An 18,128-nucleotide genomic window follows, 5' to 3' on the forward strand; every position below is an offset into this window, starting at 1 on the left:
GCTATATTATCTTTATAGTTAATGAACAAAAAATAAACTATGCAAACTTTTCAATGGAAAGGAGTTTTTCCGGCACTGCTTACACCTTTTAAAAAAAATGATACGATCGATTTCAAACTGTTTGAAAAAAACCTTCAGGCGCAGGCAGGGGCCGGAGTTGACGGAATAATTATCGGAGGTTCATTAGGTGAGGCCAGCACACTGACAAATAATGAAAAAAAAGAACTTTTAGTACATGCAAAAGCATTTCTTCCGGAATCTTTTCCGATTGTTATCAATATAGCGGAACAATCAACAAAAGAAGCGATTCTCCTGGCACAGCAGGCGGAAGCGACCGGGGCAAATGGATTAATGTTACTTCCTCCAATGCGATATGCAGCTGATGAAAAAGAAACCGTTCAATTCTTCAAATCAATCAGTTTTAACACAGGTCTGCCTATCATGCTCTATAATAACCCTGTTGATTATAAAATTCCAATTACAATCAGCATGTTTGCAGAATTGGCATCTGCAAAAAATATCACAGCAGTAAAAGAATCTTCAAGAGATATTATCAATATCACCAGAATGATAAATGAATTTGGTGACCGATTCAAAATTCTTTGCGGCGTTGATCCTTTAGCATTTGAATGTCTGTGTGCCGGTGCGGATGGTTGGGTAGCCGGTCTTGTCGATGCATTTCCGAAAGAAACTGTTGCCATTTACCGGCTGATAAAGGCAGGTAAAATTCAGGAAGCACTTAAAATCTATCGTTGGTTTATGCCATTACTTGAATTAGATATTCATCCGAAACTTGTACAGTACATTAAAATGGCAGCAGCAGCAACCGGAATTGGAAGTGAAATTGTAAGAGCCCCGAGACTTATGATTACCGGCGAAGAAAGACAAAAAGTCGAAAATATTATTCAACGGGCGTTAAAGAACAGACCAACGTTACCCGACTATTTACATTTAGAAAAGGCTGCTGAAAAAGTATTACAATCCTGACATTAACACATTAAAAATGTGATAAGTAATCGTTGTTACAAAAACATAACAACGATTACTTATCATTCCTATTCACCGCATTGACATAATACAATTTTTGAATTTCCCCGGTTTGAAATAACACTTTCAATGCTGGTGACAACGTGATTTCTTTCCATCTGTCCTCAGGGAATAATTTTACTGTTTCTGTTTTCGACTTTAATACAATTGGTAAGTTAAATCCTTTAACACAATTGGTATAGCGAAAGTGCAAACGATCATCTTTCTCAGTAAAGTAAAACTCCAGTCGTGGAATCTGGGTAGTTGTCAGATACTGCGCAAACACCTGCTTAAAATTAAACCCTGCTTTTTGAGATATGTATTCCTGTACCTGCCTGGAAGTAACAACCTGATGATAGAATACTTTATTCAGTCCTCTCAAAATTTTCCTGAACAGTGAATCATTATTTAAGCTATGGCGAATACTATGCAGCATATTTCCGGCTTTTGGATACATGTCGCCACTGCCTTTGGCGTTGACATTATAAGCAGGAATAATTGGCCTGTCGTTTTGTATTCCTTTTCTGGAACCATAGTTATATTCATTGCCGGCCTGTTCACCAAAAATATAATCCACAAACAACGTTTCACTGTAATTTGTAAATCCTTCATGTACCCACATGTCAGCCAAATCTGCAGTCGTAATATTATTTCCGAACCATTCATGCCCACTCTCATGAATGATGATAAAATCAAATTGTAAACCCCAGCCTGAATAAGATATATCTCTGCCCCTATACCCATACTCATACCAATTGCCATAGGACACTGCACTCTGATGCTCCATACCTGTATTTGATGTTTCAATCAGCTTATATCCATCTTCATAAAACGGATAAGGTCCAAACCAATACTCAAATGCATTGAGCATTTTATGCACCTGATCAGGCATATACAGTTTTGCTTTTTCTAAATTATAATCCAATACCCAGTAATTCAGATCAAGAATACCTTTTAACCCTTTATATTGCTCATAGAAATTTACATACTTGCCTATATAGGGTATTAAACAATAATTATTGATAGGATTTACAACACTCCACTTATAGGTTGCAGTACCGTTGTTATTATTATGTTTGAATTCCATTCTTCCATTTGCAATCGCAACTAGCGTATCAGCAACAGTGATTGTTAACGATGCTCCTTTGTCAGGCTCATCGCTTTGATGGTCTTTACAGGGATACCAAATGGATGCACCTGCTTCACCCTGGCAGGTAACTGTCATCCACGGCCTGCCCACCGAATCGGTTGTGAAAGTAAAGCCTCCATCCCAGGGTGGTCTTACAGCCTCGTGAACTTTGCCTTGATAATAAATATTTATTGTGTACTCCTTACCCTTCTTTAATGCATTTGTCACTACATACCAAACTGTATTTTTTTTATAGTAGGAAAGTTTATTTCTACCCAGAATTATACTGTCAATTTGCAGCGGTTCTTTCAAATCAATCTGCATTAACCCATTGCTGCTTTTGTCTTTCACCTTAAAACTTACAGCATTACAGCCGTATAAAGATTTGTTTATATAGTCGGGAGTAAAAGACAAATCATAACGCTGCACATCCCACCAAACACGCTCAGGTGTGACACTTCCACGAAGGGTATCGGCCTTGACAAAAACCGGTGTAGTTGCAGACTGAGCAAAAGCGATACATCCTGAAAATAAAACCGATACTAAACTGAATAACTGTTTCATAAAAATCAACTTACACTTAAGTATTTACAATGAATAGTTACTGCTTTTTTTTGCCGGCAAGAAGATAATAAACAGGGATACCCAATAGCCCTATTAATAATCCGGGCCATGTAAATTTAGGTTTGTACACAATCAGCAACATACAAAAAGCAGCACCCATAAGAATATAAAGCAATGGTAATATTGGATAACCAATGGCCTTATAAGGCCTTGGAATATCGGGCTGTTTTTTACGTAGAATAAATATACCGGCAATGGTTAAAATATAAAACAATACTACAACAAAAGAAATCATGTCTAACAAGTCGCCATATTTGCCACTGATGCACCACAGGCATGCTACAATACATTGCAACCACAGTCCGTAAGAAGGAACAGAAAACTTATTCAGGATGCCGGCTTTCTTAAAAAACAATCCATCCTGAGCCATTGAATAGTAAACTCTTGCACCGGAAAGAATCAATCCATTGTTACAGCCAAACGTAGAAACCATAATCATAACAGCAATGATGCCTGTGCCTGCCTGACCGAAAATAATCTCAGATACTGCAACACCTACCCTGTCTTTTTTAGCAAATGCAAGATCATGTAGTTGCAAAACGCCGGTATAAACAAGATTAGTACTGATATAAATGATCGTAACGAGCAGTGTTCCGATAAAAAGGCTAAGTCCTATATTTCGCTGGGGATTTCTGATTTCACCAGCTATAAAAGTAACGTTATTCCAGGAGTCGCTGCTAAAGATCGAACCCACCATTGCTGCCGCAACTGCACCGGCTGATGCGATAGCAGTATATTGTTCAAATGAGCCATCGGTATTTAATTGTTGAAGCGTCCACGCATGCTGCCAGTTGGCATGAAATACTTCAGGACTGGCAACAAAAATTCCGGCAACAATCAATCCGATTAAACTCAAAATTTTTGTAAGTGTAAAAGTTGTCTGAATAATTTTCCCATTCTTAATACCGCAGGAATTAATATAAGTAAGTACAATAATGATAGAAATTGCCAATACCTGGGCAGGTGTAATATCAAAAAAAGCAACACTAAACAACACTGAATCTTCACTAAAAACGGGAAAAATATAAGCAGTGAATTTAGCAAATGCAACTCCTACTGCTGCGATTGTGGCTGTTTGAATTACGGTAAAAAAACTCCAGCCATACAAAAAAGCAATGAGCGGGTTATAGGCTTTATTCAGATATACATATTGTCCCCCTGCTTTAGAGTACATAGCGCTCAACTCACCATAGCTTAATGCTGCACTGATCGTCATAAATCCGGTAATAACCCAGACAATTATAAGCCAGCCGGCACTGCCAACATTTCGGATCATATCTGCACTTACGATAAAAATACCTGAACCTATCATGGAACCTGCAACAATCATCGTTGCATCCAGAAGGCTCATTGAAGGACGAAATGCTGAGGATGGCTGCATAAAAAATTGTTGTAAATAAAATATCTTAAATCAGGATCAGATATAATTAATTAAATGATTAAACGGATAAGTGTCTACATTGAAATTCGTTGCAACAAAGCCAGAAAATTTAAACAGATAATTCCTTGCATGGTTATCTATATTTTATCCCGATCAGTGAAATATCATTTTCCTGATAAGAGCACCCTTTATAATAACTTTAAATTCTGTTTAAAATTTACCTTTAGCAGATGCAATAATATTTCGGTTTCCATCTGTCCAGTTATCTCTGTACCAGGTGCAGGGTTTAAATTCATCATTCAGTTCAATCATTTTACGCTGCATCTTTTCTCTTAATTTTTTTGCAACAGCTGTATACTTTATGTCATTAATCAGGTTCGTTATTTGTTGCGGGTCAAGTTTATTATCAAAAAGTAATTCTTTTCCGTCTTTTAAGTAACGGGCAAACGTAAACCGTTTGTCTCGAACAGCACGCCATTCAAAACCATCTAACCATTGATAGGTATGTCCCATTCCCTGCAAAAAAGCAAATTCAGGTTCGTCACTGGCTTTACCTAAACAGGTTTTACTTACATCCATTCCTTCCACAGTTGAAGGAACAGGCAATCCCGTTAAGCCAAGTATAGTGGGCATAAAATCAGGAGTATTGATTAGTGCATCAGATTTTAACCCGGCAGGAATTTTTCCGGGCCATCGTATCAAGAAAGGAATTCTTGCACTGCTTTCATAGAAAATCATTTTATATACCCGTCCGTTTTCACCAAACATTTCACCGTGATCAGATGAGAATATAAGAATTGTATTTTCGGTGAGCCCCTGTTCATCCAACTGTTTCATTAAATTTCCCATCAGTTCATCAACACTGTTTACCATTGCATAATAGACCCTCATCATCTCAGGCAATCCAGGCTTCCAGAAATTCAGCCATTCTTGCGGGTCGGTATTTCTGTCCATGTAAGGATCCGGTTGATCACGCCAGTTAGGTGGTAAATGAAATTGGGTGTTTACAAAGCGATTATAATATTTCTCCGGTACATTATTTTTCCGCCATGGATCATGCGGTAATCCAATCCATAAAAAAAGGGCAAATGGATTTTTATCTGATTTATGACGGTTGATGAAATCACTTGCAAAATTAAATTGTGCTTCAGGTTCATAATCTGTGGGATATTTTTTCGCTTCGGGTGCATCCCAATACTCACTGTTGAAATTAAGATGATGGAAATTATATGCTTTCCATTCACCATCAAAACCTAAACGATACGGACCAGGCGGCACATAATTATTCGCAGACCCATCATGTCCTCCTTCTATATTGGCCCACAAATGCCATTTGCCGATAAACCCCGTTTTATAGCCGTTTTGCATCAACACCTTGGGTAATGTTTCATGATTAGGATTGATGCGTAGCTCATTTACAACTACTCCTGTACTGGATGCATATTTTCCTGTAATAACACTTGCACGATGTGCGGTACAAACAGGTGTGCCGGAAACGCAATTGGTAAAATTTAAACCTTGCGAGGCCAATCTGTCAAGATTGGGTGTTATGGCTGTTGTGCTGCCTGAATAGCCAAGCATATCGTAACGTAACTGATCGGTCATTACGTAAATGACATTTGGCTTTTTACGTTTCTTTTGTGCATAAGTTGAAACGACAGTACATATAGACAGAAAAACGATTAAACAAGTTTTCATTTTCATTACAACGATATTTAAACAATGAATTAATCCGGAATATTCCAGTACACCGGTGCCTTCCAGCCTGTTGGTTGTCGTTCAGGCTTCAGCGTAATATTTATTTTTTTAAACTCTTCTAACAATTGAAGCATGACACGCAATTGCTGAAGATTAGTACCGGCAAGGTTGTTTTTTTCATTGGGATCTTCATCTATTCGAAACAATTCACCTTTATTTAATTTCCATTCTTTATTAACAACTGCATCTCCCCCCAAAAACAAATCACGTTTTAGAGTTGTGTTGTCTGAAATGGCTGGCCAAATATTGATACCATCCCGTTTTATATTATCTGTTCCACCAACTAAATTCAGCAGCGTAGGTAATACATCTATATACGCTGTTAGCTCATTGCAAATGCCACCTGCTTTAATTTTCTCCGGCCAGCTGATCGACGAAATAACCCTGACACCCCCTTCCCACTCAGAATACTTTTGTCCACGCAACGGAAAATTATTACCTCCCATCTTTTCTTCACCACCATTATCACTCATAAACCAGATGATGGTATTTTCTCTCAAACTATTTTTATCTAAGTATTCAATGATTCTTCCAATATTCTCATCAAGTGATGCAACCATTGCAGCATATGTCTGACGTACTGAGTTACCGTTACCTTGTGCACCATAACCGGGGTCAGATTCGTTATATCCCCTGTTAGACGGGTTGTTGCCAATTTGCAATAAAGGTCTATCCGGATCAAACCCATATTGCAGTAAATGTTCATGCTTCGCTTGCATAGGAGCATGTGGTGCATTAAAAGGAACGTATGCAAAAAAAGGTTCCGGCCCTTTACTCTTTTCATGAATAAACTCAATAACCTCGTTTGCTATTAAATCTGTTGAGTATCCTTTATCAAAAGAAGGTTCATAATTACGATGCCAGTCTAACTGATAAGAACGGTTATGTGTGAAATAGTCAATTGCACCATTGTAATGTCCATAATAAAAGGTAAAGCCCTGTTGCAACGGGTGATACTTTTTAGAAGAGTGACCCAAATGCCATTTACCAAAAGCACCACGATGTTTATACCCTGCCTTTGCCAGTGCCTCTGCTATTGTCACTTCTTGTGGCGGCAACCCATACTTCACAACAGGACTGATTACATAATCTCTTAATCCAAATCGATTCGGATATTTTCCTGTAAGAAGACCTGCTCTGGTTGGTGAACAAATAGGAGCGACATAAAACCTGTTCAGTTTAATTCCACTTTTAATAAGTGCATCGATGTTGGGAGTTTTTATTTCACTTCCATGCAAACTGACGTCATTCCATCCTAAATCATCAGCAAGAATGATGATAATATTAGGCGTCTTTACATTTTGATGTACGCTTTTCTGTGCAAACAAAACCTGCAAAAAACAAATCAAGTATAAGCAGAGACAAATTCTCAGTAAAAAGCGATGATTTTGATACTTAAATAAATATTGCATTATCAAATTAAGTTTGATACGGAGATGTATACAAAGCAGCTACTTTTTATGACTCATCTATTTTTTACTTATCTGATCATTTGAACAATTCTGTATTCTATAATGTTTTAGTTTTTTTCAAGACTTCGCAGGGTATATTTCGGCGATTGTACAGTCTTAAGCAATCCGGCAATTCATCGAACACGTTTATGATTTGAGTTCATTTATATTTTCAAATACATGTAAATACTCATATCCTTTCCCCCCGTTTTGCGTTCTGCTTTTTAATGCTGCCACTATATTGAAATATTCGACTACCAAACCCACCGATCATCATTACAACTGAAAATCGAAAAAGAATAACCCGGATAATATAATCAGCGTTACAGTTTAAAAAACTCCAGTCAATGGATTTTGATTACTGATTCCGCCAAACAATACTTCGTTTTCAGGAATTTGAATTATAAACTGCCATGAGCGTGCCGGAATAGTAAACTGATCGGCTGCATCGCCTGCTTTTGTCAAAGGAAGTTTGTTTCGTATAAAGTCAAAAAATATTTGCTCGCCTTCTCCAAACAATTCTTTTCTTCTTTCCAAAAGAATAGCGTCAATCAATTCGGTTTGTACAGCTGTGGTTGTTTGTTGAGCAACCGGCACTTCCCTTCGAACCTGTAATTGATTGAGTAATGTACGCGCCTCTGTCAATTGATTTTGTCTTGCCAATGCTTCTGCTTCTATCAATAACATTTCCGCACCACGCATTATCAGCATGTCTCCAAAAAAGTTAGGATCATCTCTGAATTTATCACTTGTCCATTCGTTTGTAAACCCAGCAACTAATTTAAACTGGCTACGCACATCAGCGGGGTCAACAATTGCTCTGAATGTACTATTTATACGGGTAAACGGAATACCTCCAATTGTACCGGGATTTCTATGTCCATTACTGGCCCAATAAGCAAAATGATTCCCGGCTCTCAGATTGTCTTCGGCTGTTTGATAAAAGCACCACATCCATTCTGCATTTCTGGTTTGAAAGCCGCTACGGAATTCAGTTCGGCTCATGAGTGGATAAGTTTGTCTGGCAGTGTTTGCAAATGTTGCAGCCTTAGCCCAATCTTCTTTTGTAAGATAAAGGTTTGCAAGTATCCCATTTATCACATCCTTGTTTATGTAGTCTTTGGAAGGCCGGACATAATTCGCCAATGCAGCTAAACCATCCAGCAAGTCTTTTTCTGCCTGAGTATAAACCTGTTCAACCGTTGAGCGATCTGCCTGCGGCCTCTCGGGAGTGGCAGGAGTAAGATAGATTGGTACACCCGGTCTTTCTTTAGCGATACTGTATGTATGTTGATAAAAACGAACGAGGTTAAAATAACACCACCCCCTTATTGCCAGAGCCTGTCCTTTCACAATCGCTATTCTATCTGCAGGTGAGGAAAGTCGATCAATATTTGTTAGAATGATATTACAGTTATTGATAATGGTGTAAAAATAAATCCATGTTTGATTAGAAGGCGCACTCCCCGCCTCTGTACGTTGGGGAAGAAAAATTGATCCCTGGTAATTCAGGTTACCATCAAACCTGTTCCAGATATCAGGGCTTGTTTGTGCGGTATATCGTTGCAGCCCCATAATACCGGGCCCAATTCCGGCTTGCTGATTTTTCATGATCCGGTAAACTCCACGTAACAATGTTTCAAAACCGGAAACAGATTCAAGTAATTTTTGCTCGGATACAGCTACTGATGGGTTTGTTGTAAGATATTTTTTACAACCGCCTGATAAAATAGATACTAAAGTTAGTATGAGAATTATCTTTTTCATATTTGTTGCTTCAGTTAATTTAAAAATGTTTGTTTACTTAAAACTGAATGTTTACACCAGCCAGATAAAATCTGCGAACACCATAATTGTATGCAGCAGTACCATCAAATCCACCCAGCTCAGGATCTGTATGCCGTTCTTTTGCTGATCCCCATGTAAGGAGATTATCACCCTGTACAAACACTTTAAACTCATTGAAAAATGGTTTCTTGAATATTTTATTCACCGGTAACTTATATCCAAGGTTCAGGTTTTTTAACCGTGCAAATGTGTTATTAAATAAAAACTGATCCGTTGGCCGCTGATTATCGCCAAACCTTACATGACTTCCCCTTGGAATACTGGCCGTTGGATTTTCCGGAGTCCATACTCCTTCTTTATACATTTCTGTTAATCCAAAAGCATTACGTAATGTGGTGCTTTCACGCCAGGGTTGATCAAACAGCACACCACCGATACTATAATAAAGCATGAACGATAAATCAAAATTCCTATAAGTAAAACTATTTGTTATACTGCCAAACAATTTTGGCAATGATGATCCAAGATATTCATACTGGCGTATATCATTGCTAACGGCTGTCCAGTTAGAAGTAGTATCAAATTTTGTTACATTCCCGTTTGCAACAAAGGTTTTAATAATCCATTGGTTATTTCCATTACGGTCATCAACACCCGCCCATTTAGGTCCCCAATATTCGTAAATAGAACGTCCCTCTTTCCACCTGCGTGCAGGCCCTGCAGTATTTGTAAATTCTGCCGGAACAGTTAGTTCATTTAAAGGAAGATCAACAATAACATTTTTATAGTGTGTAGCGTTTATCCCTATTGTCCATGTAAAATCACGTACATTAACTGCTCTGTAATTCAAATCAACTTCTATACCTGTATTACGGGTGGTCGCTATATTGGCATCAACTGATGTAATGCCGAAAGAAGGTGGTAATTGTTGTGCAAATAATAAATCTTTTGAACGACGGTTAAATACTTCAACTCCCACGTTTAACTTGTCAAAAAGTATTGCTTCGATCCCAATATTTGCCTGCTGATTTTTTTCCCATGACAAAGTAGGTGTTGGAAGCCTGCTGATAACCGCTCCGGGCTGCCCGTTAAAAATATTGTTTAGATTATAAAGCGCCTGGTATGCATATAGTCCGATATTGTCATTTCCTGTTTCTCCGTAACTACCTTTCAGCTTTAACTCGTTTACCCATTCTGCCTGAAACCATTTTTCCTGTGAAATTCTCCATGCTCCACCAGCAGACCAGAAATTACCCCAACGAACATCAGGAGAAAACCTGGAAGATCCATCTCTTCGAAAACTTGCAGAAAGAAAATATTTGTTTGCATAATTGTACTCTCCCCTTCCCAATAAACTTACTAAGCGGTAATTGTCTTCAAACGAACTGTTTTGAAAATTAGTTGAACCAGCAGACACTTCAAAAACTCCCGGTAATGCAAACCCTTGCGCAGAAGCGGAGGCTGATTGATTTCTCCATGCATAAACTTCATTGCTAACTAAAAAAGACAAAGAGTGATCATTAATTTTTTTACGGTAGCTTAACGAGTTATTAATGGTATAGCCAAATCGTTGTGTGAACGAACGTGAAGCTGTACCAAGATCAAAGGAAAGACCATTCACAGGGGATTCGTAGTAATGATTATTGTTGTTGTTCAGATCCCCGATCAATGAAAGACTATAATCTAAATCTTTTAAGATTTTAATTTCAAGATTGCCGGTTGCAATAAGTCTGTTATTGCTACTAAGATTAAAACGATAAGAATCCGGAGATTTTGGGTCCTGAATCCAGCCTAAAGCGTTGTTGCCCGGAAAATAAACACGTCTTGAAATAGAACCTGCTCCTCCCCAGTCAAGGGCTTTGTTTCCAAAGATATCTGTGAAGTAGGTATTATTTACATGATCCCATAAATAAGGAGAGAAGCCTCCTGCAAAAGTTCTTATAGTTCTGACTTCTTCGTTGGGATTATTCTCATTAGTTCTTACGTAAAAAAATGAAGCGCCCGTTTTAATACGATTATTTACAGGCACCGAAAAATTAAGTCGTGATGTAAACCGCTCGTATTTCTGACCAAGATAATTTCCCTGATCGTTTAAATAACTGCTTGAAAAAAACAGGTTACCTTTTTCACCAATTCCTGAACTTACATCGACAGAATGTTCCTGTCTGAGTTTATTGGTAAATACATCATACCAATCCCATTCATACAGTAATTTTGCATTGGGGTCAAGTTTCCCATCAAGTCCTATTGGAAAATCCATGTTCCACATATGGCGGTACTGCCTTACTGTGCCGTCAGGCATTGTAAAGGGATTTGGACCAACATGTCTGTTTGTAGTAGAAACAGTTGCATTTTGAGCTGCGTTTGCCGGAGTTCTACCCTGGAATAAAATACCATCGTCATAAAAACCTTTCCATACTGCCATCCATTGATCAGCAACTGATAAACGTTTGGGCAATGCTACAGCAAAATCACTGACACTAAAAGTTGAACGGTAGTTAACCCGTGGAGCTCCTTTTTTACCTTGCTTTGTGGTAATAATGATAACACCGTTTGCAGCTCTTGAACCATAGAGTGCAGTTGATGCAGCATCTTTAAGTATGGATACCTGCTCAATATCTGAAGCAGGAATACTGTTTAACGAGCCATCGTAGGGATTGCCATTTAAAATAATCAATGGATTGTTAGATGCAGTCATAGAACCAAAGCCCCGAATACTGATCAGAACATCTGCACCGGGACGTCCTGCGGTGTTGTTAATCTGCACACCCGGACTTAACCCTTGCAAACCGGCAGCAACATTGTTTGTAACGGAGCGCTGTAATTGCTCGCCTTTTACAAACGTTGCTGATCCTGTGAATGCTTCTTTTTTAGCTGTACCATAGGCAACCACAACTACTTCGCCAAGAGAACCGGATGACAGCTTGAGCCTGATGGTTAAATTATTCCCCGCATTGCGCAGAGAAATTTCCTGACTGGCATATCCAACATAACTAATAATCAGTACCGATGAAGTTCCCGGTACCTGAATCGTAAACTTACCGCCATCATCTGTTGTAGTGGAAGCAGAAGAGCCTTTCACCTGAACAGTAGCATCTTTTAATGGATTACCATTTTCATCATTTACCGTGCCTGTAATAATTTTCTGCTGTTGAAAATGTTCAGATTCAGCTCTTGCAAAAGCAGATCCTGATGCAAAACTTAAAAACAGGATAAGAAGAAATAAAGATTTTAGTTGTTGAAGCATAGCAGTTCATTTTAGTAAATTAAAATTACTTGCATAACTGCTCCTGCATATTCCACGCAATTATCTGATTATTTACTTTTTTTAACCGAAAGCCGTTATTACGGAAATTGAAAGGTGAAATAATAGTAATCACAATGATGTAAAGAACAATAAGAACCGGAGTATATGAAATAGTTTTTTTTAATTTCTTATCTGGAAAAATGAAGCGGTCACGACTGTAGATTTGAGAACAATTGATAGGCTGTTCCCGTGCAGAAACTTTGCTTCGAAATTAAGTTTTAGTAAAATGATACTGGTCGTTAAAAGAATTATGGATATGCTTATGGCTGCACTCATAAAATCGGAAATACACCTTGTCTTAAAAAAAACTACCAGCTTTATCCTTTTGTTCTACTGTATAAAGTCTGCTGTTTTCCCTTTAGAATTATTTTTTTTCAGAAAGATTGCTAAACAAAGCCGCCATAAGTCTTGTCAAATCTCAGTACATACCGGCTCTGAAATTTGCACTTTATCATCTCAACAATAGTACGGTTCCTTTTGCCTGAACCCTATGCCCCTTGTAATGAACTCCTTCATATACCCATATAAAATTGCCAGAATCCTGTGTCACTCCTTTGTATGTTCCATTCCACCCTTTTTCGGGTTGCAAACTTTCAAAAACCATTTTACCATAACGGTTATATATCCTAAAATAAATCATTTCTTTTATGTTTACAGCATATGGCTTTAATACATCGTTTAACCCATCATTATTAGGCGTAAATGCGGTTGGAACAAATATTTCCTCCTTATTAAAGACCTTTACATATTGCGTATCAACTGTCTTACAACCATAAATGTCCTCAAATTGTATGAGGTATTTTACATCATGTGCTCCGTTAAAAACTGGCTTATAGATAGATGGACTGCTGAGAAAAACAGCAGGACTCCATGATGCTTTAACACCAATATTTCTTGCAATAAGTGGAAAATCAGAATGGCTTGAAAAAAGTTTTTCGTCATAGGTAATGCCTTTGGGAGGTTTAATCAACTGAATGATGTGGGGGTTCGTTCTTGCCTGACATCCATCGGCATTTGTTAATAATGCATAATAGTTGCCTCTGTCAAAAACAGTAATGGAAGTATCAGTACCAGAATTATAAGTTTTGGCGTCTCTAATCCAAAGAATATGATGCTCTGGTTTCACCGTGAGTTTTGCAAAATCAGAAGTGCCAAAACATAAATCTTTTTTTCCTTCCAGACTCAACAACGTGTTGTTTACTTGCGAGGGCCTAACCCTAATACTGGCTGTATCTCTACATCCTCCGCCGGCACTCTTTACAATTAAAGTATAATTGGTAGTTTGCTGTGGGTTTGCAAATGGATTCGCTATTGTATCGTTTGACAAACCAATGCCTGGCGACCAAATGTATTGTAAGCCCGGCTTTGGAATACCGCCTAATTTCAGGGGATACCCTTTGCAATAAATACTGTCATATCCTGCATCTGCAACTGCATTTAATGTATCTCTCAGCGTATAATACAAAGTATCCTTACACCTGGTTCCTGTATAGTAGGTTCCTATCATTGCCATTACTGTTCCATCCGGAGGTATGGGTGATAAAAAGAGACGCTGCTCCGTTCCTGATAAATTAGTTAGACTTTGATTATACCACTCATATTTAGCGTACCCTCCAGGGCCATGTACGTAAGTGGCCGAATCGGCTTTGCAAAAAGGAGCCGACGAAAAAGGATTGTCGCAACCACTATTTATATCAAGATAAGCATAACCAAAATTATCACCTATATGGTTATCTGTTGCTGTGAAAGTCAATTCTATTTTCCGTCCCTTAAATTTTGTAAGATTAATTACAGCTTCTGTCCAGTTCTGGTATATGATAACTTCACGATTTCGGACAATTCGTTCTGCACTATCAAGGTTAAATCCATATTGGTATTTTGTTGAGAGGCACTCTGCAATTTCGTTCTTTGCAACATCTTTAACTGTTACATAGAAAGATGGTTCATTCTTTACGGTGCCGTATTGCGGGTCTCTGAAAACAACCGCAAACCAATAGGTAAATAAAATTTGTTGGCTTGATGATGGAACAGTAAAAGTGTACTTTATTTCATCTATTTCGCCGCCTGTGCCATTTCCTATTTGTGGCACTTCATCATTTCCTATTCTTACTGAATAGCCACTGCCGTTAGGGCATACAACTGGAAACCGTCCAAACGTATCAAGTTTTTGAATATCGTTAAACCGTGAATACATGGTATGCCGATTCCATACCGGCACGTTGTGGTAACGAATGATTGAATTATAAACACCATCACCGTCAAAGTCTAAATAATTACCCGTTCCTGTCGTCCAGTTCCTGAAATCACCTGATTCAAAATCAATATTAGGAGGGCATGTCTGTGCATTTAAAAACTGGTGGTAACCAATTGTACTAAATAAAAATATTGTAGTTAGATATTTCACTTAATGGCGAGCATAAATAATCACAAACCGTAAATCTAATCACTTAGTGAAAGAAATTACCTAATTATTTCTCTCTGTAATTTGAGCCAGTTCAATATCATTTTCTACACTTTTCTGAAAAGCTTTCCAGCTAAAATCAGAGGCGGTGTGAAATGGCATTTCATCTTTATTGTAATTTGCCAATGCGTTGGTATAATTCATCCACCACATTTTGCAATCTGTTAAATACTTTACGGCATTTGTCCGCTCATCTTTGCCGCCAAAACGGTAACGGGCCACATGTACTGCAGCTTTTAACTTATCAGAAAAATACCGGCCAAACCAATACCATGTTTCCAAATCATTTATTTCAACCATCACAGAGGAGGATGGTTTTGCAGCTTTCAGCACCTGAATTTCCTTAAGCAGTTGTGCATTGTTTTCATCATATTTTTTTGCAAGCTGCAATGGTGAAATCATACCCAATGGGATTTTTTCACCGATTTTTACAAAGTCGGCAACGTTAACATACAATGTTGTATCTAATACCGGATGACTGATGATATTATTAATATCAAAAAATTTAGGTTCTTTATTGTCTCCCCAACTGCAAAAGCCTTCGGTATAAATACTGCCATCAACTTTACCCTGATGAAAAGCTGCAAACCACAATTGATTATTCGTTGCATGCTTCCAGGCATTTAAAGCAGTTTTCCCACTTGTAATTTTATATTTTGCAGCAAGCATATTTTCAAAAACAGCATCAGATGTTAATGGATCATATAACAATCTGCCCCAACAGGCATACCAAAGCCATTGCCTTTGAAAATGATAATCCCAATCCTTAAATTTTCCCTGCTTGCTCATGAAATCCATAGCCGGTATAAAAACTTCACTGCCAACAAAACAACCATCTACATAACTATCCCCATTATTTTTGATAAACTCCCGTATAAAATCCGGCTGACCCCAACGTAATAAATAAAAGTCTTCATTACGTACGGTCCACACATACTTATACTTGTCCGGTAATGGGTTTCTATATTTATCTGTGAGCTTGCCGCCATGTACAATAAAAAGTTTGGGTGATGAATGCCCATGACTCCAGTTGTATTTAAACTCCACATAAGCGGGGTTGACAATATCTAACGATTCAATTTGCTTTCTTGTTTTCAAATCATTGTCTTCACTGGTACTTCCACCACTTCCTTCATTGGCAGATAAAGGTGCCCGGTAAACAAATTTTATTTTACGGTTTGCAGCTTTCATTCCTGCAAAAACAGTACGGTCGAGCCATGCCCTTCTTTCATCAGGGGATTGTCCGCCCATGCGCTCACCTAAAGTAATTCCCAATCCATTAAGATCCGGATATTCATTGATTACCTGTGTAATGATCTCTTTGGTGTATTGTTCAATAATTTTTGCCGTGTCACCCGGACCAAAATGTGATGGCCTTGCATTGTACTTCATCAGATTATTTGCTGCTGCAAACGATGGCGATACAAACGTGTTCCAGTTTATGATATAGGTTTCAATGCCCCGTTCCTTTGCCATAGCAAACAACTTTGTCCAAAAGTTTTTCCATGCCAGCATTTCCACATCTGTAAAAGAAGTGGCTTCAGGAAAATTAATTGGCTTAACCATGTAATGAAAAATATGAAGGCTCCACAGCGACAAAACATTAAACCTGTTTGCAGCCATCATATCTAAATAGCTTTCCCAAAATTTCAAATCCCGCACAACATTATCCTGTTGAGTCAGGCAAAAATTCTGACGGTAAGCCATCCATGGCAAATTAAACTTGATGGCACGAAATGAAAACCGTGGTTCTTCTTTTTTTTGAACAACACTTTTTAACTGAAAACCATTTTGCTCTAACTGTTCTTTTACATCCAATGCACCATACATAGCACCAGCGTCATCTGCACCTAAAATTGTAATGTGTCCGTTTTTGTTTTTAATAATAAATCCATTAGGTTTCAGTTGTGTATCTTTTAGGTAGGAGAATGCCGGATGTTTAACTGCATCACTCAACTTTACTATTTGTATAAACTCTTTTTTGTTGAATACACCTACCTCTCCCGTTATAAACATTTGCGGTACTGTTGCATGGAGTTTTTGAATGGCATAATGAATTACAGCTGACTGATTATCTATAATCGGTTTTTCAGCTATAAGACTTACAGGTAAAATAAACAAACAAGCTATGATAAGAAATAACCGCATATATATTATTTAATAGTTTTTATAATACTCTTCACTTGTTCCATTTCTACATTTCTATTCGCCGGAAAAGAAAACGGATGCAAATACCATTCTTCTGTAAAAAAAGCAGAGCCGCCGGGCTTTATAGTTTCCAAAGGCCCAATCGGTTCAATCTCCACCATCTGCTTACCGTTATACCATATAGATGTGTTTGCAGCAGTTACATCGCCATAGTATTTATTAGTAAACACAGTAATTTTTTTTATAAAGAGCAGATTGTTTGTTGCAGCATAGCCTATCCACGCTGGCTGAGCTACATCCATTTCTAACTTTGGTTTTTGTGGCGGGCCTTTTATTATTAAATAACCATCTCTATACAAAATATTTGAATCAACGGGAAGCATATTAATGGTATCCCTGTTCATAAACATGATATACTTATTAGGGAACCGACTTTTATCCGGCAACGGCATTATACAAATGCCATTGCCTGTTGCAAATGTTCTTGCCCAAAATGATGCAGTAAAGGGTTTGTTGCTTTTGTTTACAATTGTTTGAGTGCAGGTTAGTTTAGAGCTATATTCATCCAATTTAAAATCCCTGATTAAATAAATTTCATTAGCTGAATCTGTCTGGCTGATTAACTTTGCTGATGATTTACCGGTAATAGTTGCTTTCCATTTGCCAAAGAAAAACAAATCGGTATTTGGCTTGGTACGGGAAGGGCCGATATCAAATCGTCCGCCGGCTAAATGCCCTTTGCTGCGTGGCATAGATGGCGTACTAATCCATCCGTTTTGCAAACTGTCTTCGTACAAAACATTTATTCCATTAAGAGCATAGCTGATTACCCTGCCGCCTGCATTTGGTTCCAGCATTACAGTGACAGTTTTATTTTTTAATAGCACACAACTATCATATCCAAAAGCCGATACAAAAGAGGCAGTCGCCTTCTGTCCATGTAGCGGCAGTGTAAAGCCAAGTAGTAGTATGATACCGGCTGCAGTAATTCTATTTCGCTTCTGTTGTGTCACTCAGTTGTACGTTTTGTAATTCTATTCACCAAACCAGATACT

The 18,128-nt window shown here is 38.0% G+C and carries 10 protein-coding genes; 1 reads left to right on the forward strand and 9 read right to left on the reverse strand.

Going from position 1 to position 18,128, the window contains the following annotated elements:
• Positions 1-39 precede the first annotated feature (39 nt).
• On the forward strand, positions 40-987 hold the full coding sequence (locus VK159_RS12360) for a dihydrodipicolinate synthase family protein (RefSeq protein WP_324230450.1): 948 nt from the start codon (positions 40-42) through the stop codon (positions 985-987).
• Between the two features lie 55 nt (positions 988-1,042).
• Here the strand turns inward: VK159_RS12360 and VK159_RS12365 are convergent, their stop codons facing one another.
• The 9 genes from VK159_RS12365 to VK159_RS12405 form a co-directional block, all read right to left on the reverse strand.
• Positions 1,043-2,719 (reverse strand): M1 family metallopeptidase, encoded by a 1,677-nt coding sequence (locus tag VK159_RS12365; protein WP_324230451.1) that lies wholly within the window; start codon positions 2,717-2,719, stop codon positions 1,043-1,045.
• Between the two features lie 37 nt (positions 2,720-2,756).
• Positions 2,757-4,160 carry an APC family permease gene (locus VK159_RS12370; protein WP_324230452.1) on the reverse strand — a complete coding sequence of 468 codons (1,404 nt, stop codon included), beginning with the start codon at positions 4,158-4,160 and terminating at the stop codon, positions 2,757-2,759.
• Positions 4,161-4,370: 210 nt separating this feature from the next.
• Positions 4,371-5,864, reverse strand: a complete 1,494-nt coding sequence (locus VK159_RS12375) for a sulfatase (RefSeq protein WP_324230453.1) — start codon at positions 5,862-5,864, stop codon at positions 4,371-4,373.
• A 23-nt stretch (positions 5,865-5,887) separates the two neighbouring features.
• The gene (locus VK159_RS12380; RefSeq protein ID WP_324230454.1) at positions 5,888-7,255 is read right to left on the reverse strand and encodes an arylsulfatase; all 1,368 of its coding nucleotides are present in this window, start codon (positions 7,253-7,255) and stop codon (positions 5,888-5,890) included.
• 444 nt (positions 7,256-7,699) lie between these two features.
• Positions 7,700-9,136 (reverse strand): RagB/SusD family nutrient uptake outer membrane protein, encoded by a 1,437-nt coding sequence (locus tag VK159_RS12385; RefSeq protein ID WP_324230455.1) that lies wholly within the window; start codon positions 9,134-9,136, stop codon positions 7,700-7,702.
• 37 nt (positions 9,137-9,173) lie between these two features.
• Entirely contained in the window at positions 9,174-12,404 is a 3,231-nt protein-coding gene (locus tag VK159_RS12390; protein WP_324230456.1) for a SusC/RagA family TonB-linked outer membrane protein, read from the reverse strand.
• A 511-nt stretch (positions 12,405-12,915) separates the two neighbouring features.
• Positions 12,916-14,868: a T9SS type B sorting domain-containing protein gene (locus VK159_RS12395; protein ID WP_324230457.1), complete on the reverse strand. Its 1,953-nt coding sequence runs from the start codon at positions 14,866-14,868 to the stop codon at positions 12,916-12,918.
• Positions 14,869-14,928: 60 nt separating this feature from the next.
• On the reverse strand, positions 14,929-17,073 hold the full coding sequence (locus VK159_RS12400; protein WP_324230458.1) for a hypothetical protein: 2,145 nt from the start codon (positions 17,071-17,073) through the stop codon (positions 14,929-14,931).
• A 5-nt stretch (positions 17,074-17,078) separates the two neighbouring features.
• Positions 17,079-18,086 carry a hypothetical protein gene (locus VK159_RS12405; RefSeq protein ID WP_324230459.1) on the reverse strand — a complete coding sequence of 336 codons (1,008 nt, stop codon included), beginning with the start codon at positions 18,084-18,086 and terminating at the stop codon, positions 17,079-17,081.
• Positions 18,087-18,128 lie beyond the last annotated feature (42 nt).

The organism is Lacibacter sp. (genome assembly GCF_035299325.1).
Lineage (GTDB): Bacteria > Bacteroidota > Bacteroidia > Chitinophagales > Chitinophagaceae > Lacibacter.

What these genes read in the sequence shown, in the direction of transcription:
- VK159_RS12360 (WP_324230450.1), top strand. Translation starts at nt 40, where the DNA reads ATGCAAACTTTTCAATGGAAAGGAGTTTTTCCGGCACTGCTTACACCT.
- VK159_RS12365 (WP_324230451.1), bottom strand. Translation starts at nt 2,719, where the DNA reads ATGAAACAGTTATTCAGTTTAGTATCGGTTTTATTTTCAGGATGTATC.
- VK159_RS12370 (WP_324230452.1), bottom strand. Translation starts at nt 4,160, where the DNA reads ATGCAGCCATCCTCAGCATTTCGTCCTTCAATGAGCCTTCTGGATGCA.
- VK159_RS12375 (WP_324230453.1), bottom strand. Translation starts at nt 5,864, where the DNA reads ATGAAAATGAAAACTTGTTTAATCGTTTTTCTGTCTATATGTACTGTC.
- VK159_RS12385 (WP_324230455.1), bottom strand. Translation starts at nt 9,136, where the DNA reads ATGAAAAAGATAATTCTCATACTAACTTTAGTATCTATTTTATCAGGC.
- VK159_RS12390 (WP_324230456.1), bottom strand. Translation starts at nt 12,404, where the DNA reads ATGCTTCAACAACTAAAATCTTTATTTCTTCTTATCCTGTTTTTAAGT.
- VK159_RS12400 (WP_324230458.1), bottom strand. Translation starts at nt 17,073, where the DNA reads ATGCGGTTATTTCTTATCATAGCTTGTTTGTTTATTTTACCTGTAAGT.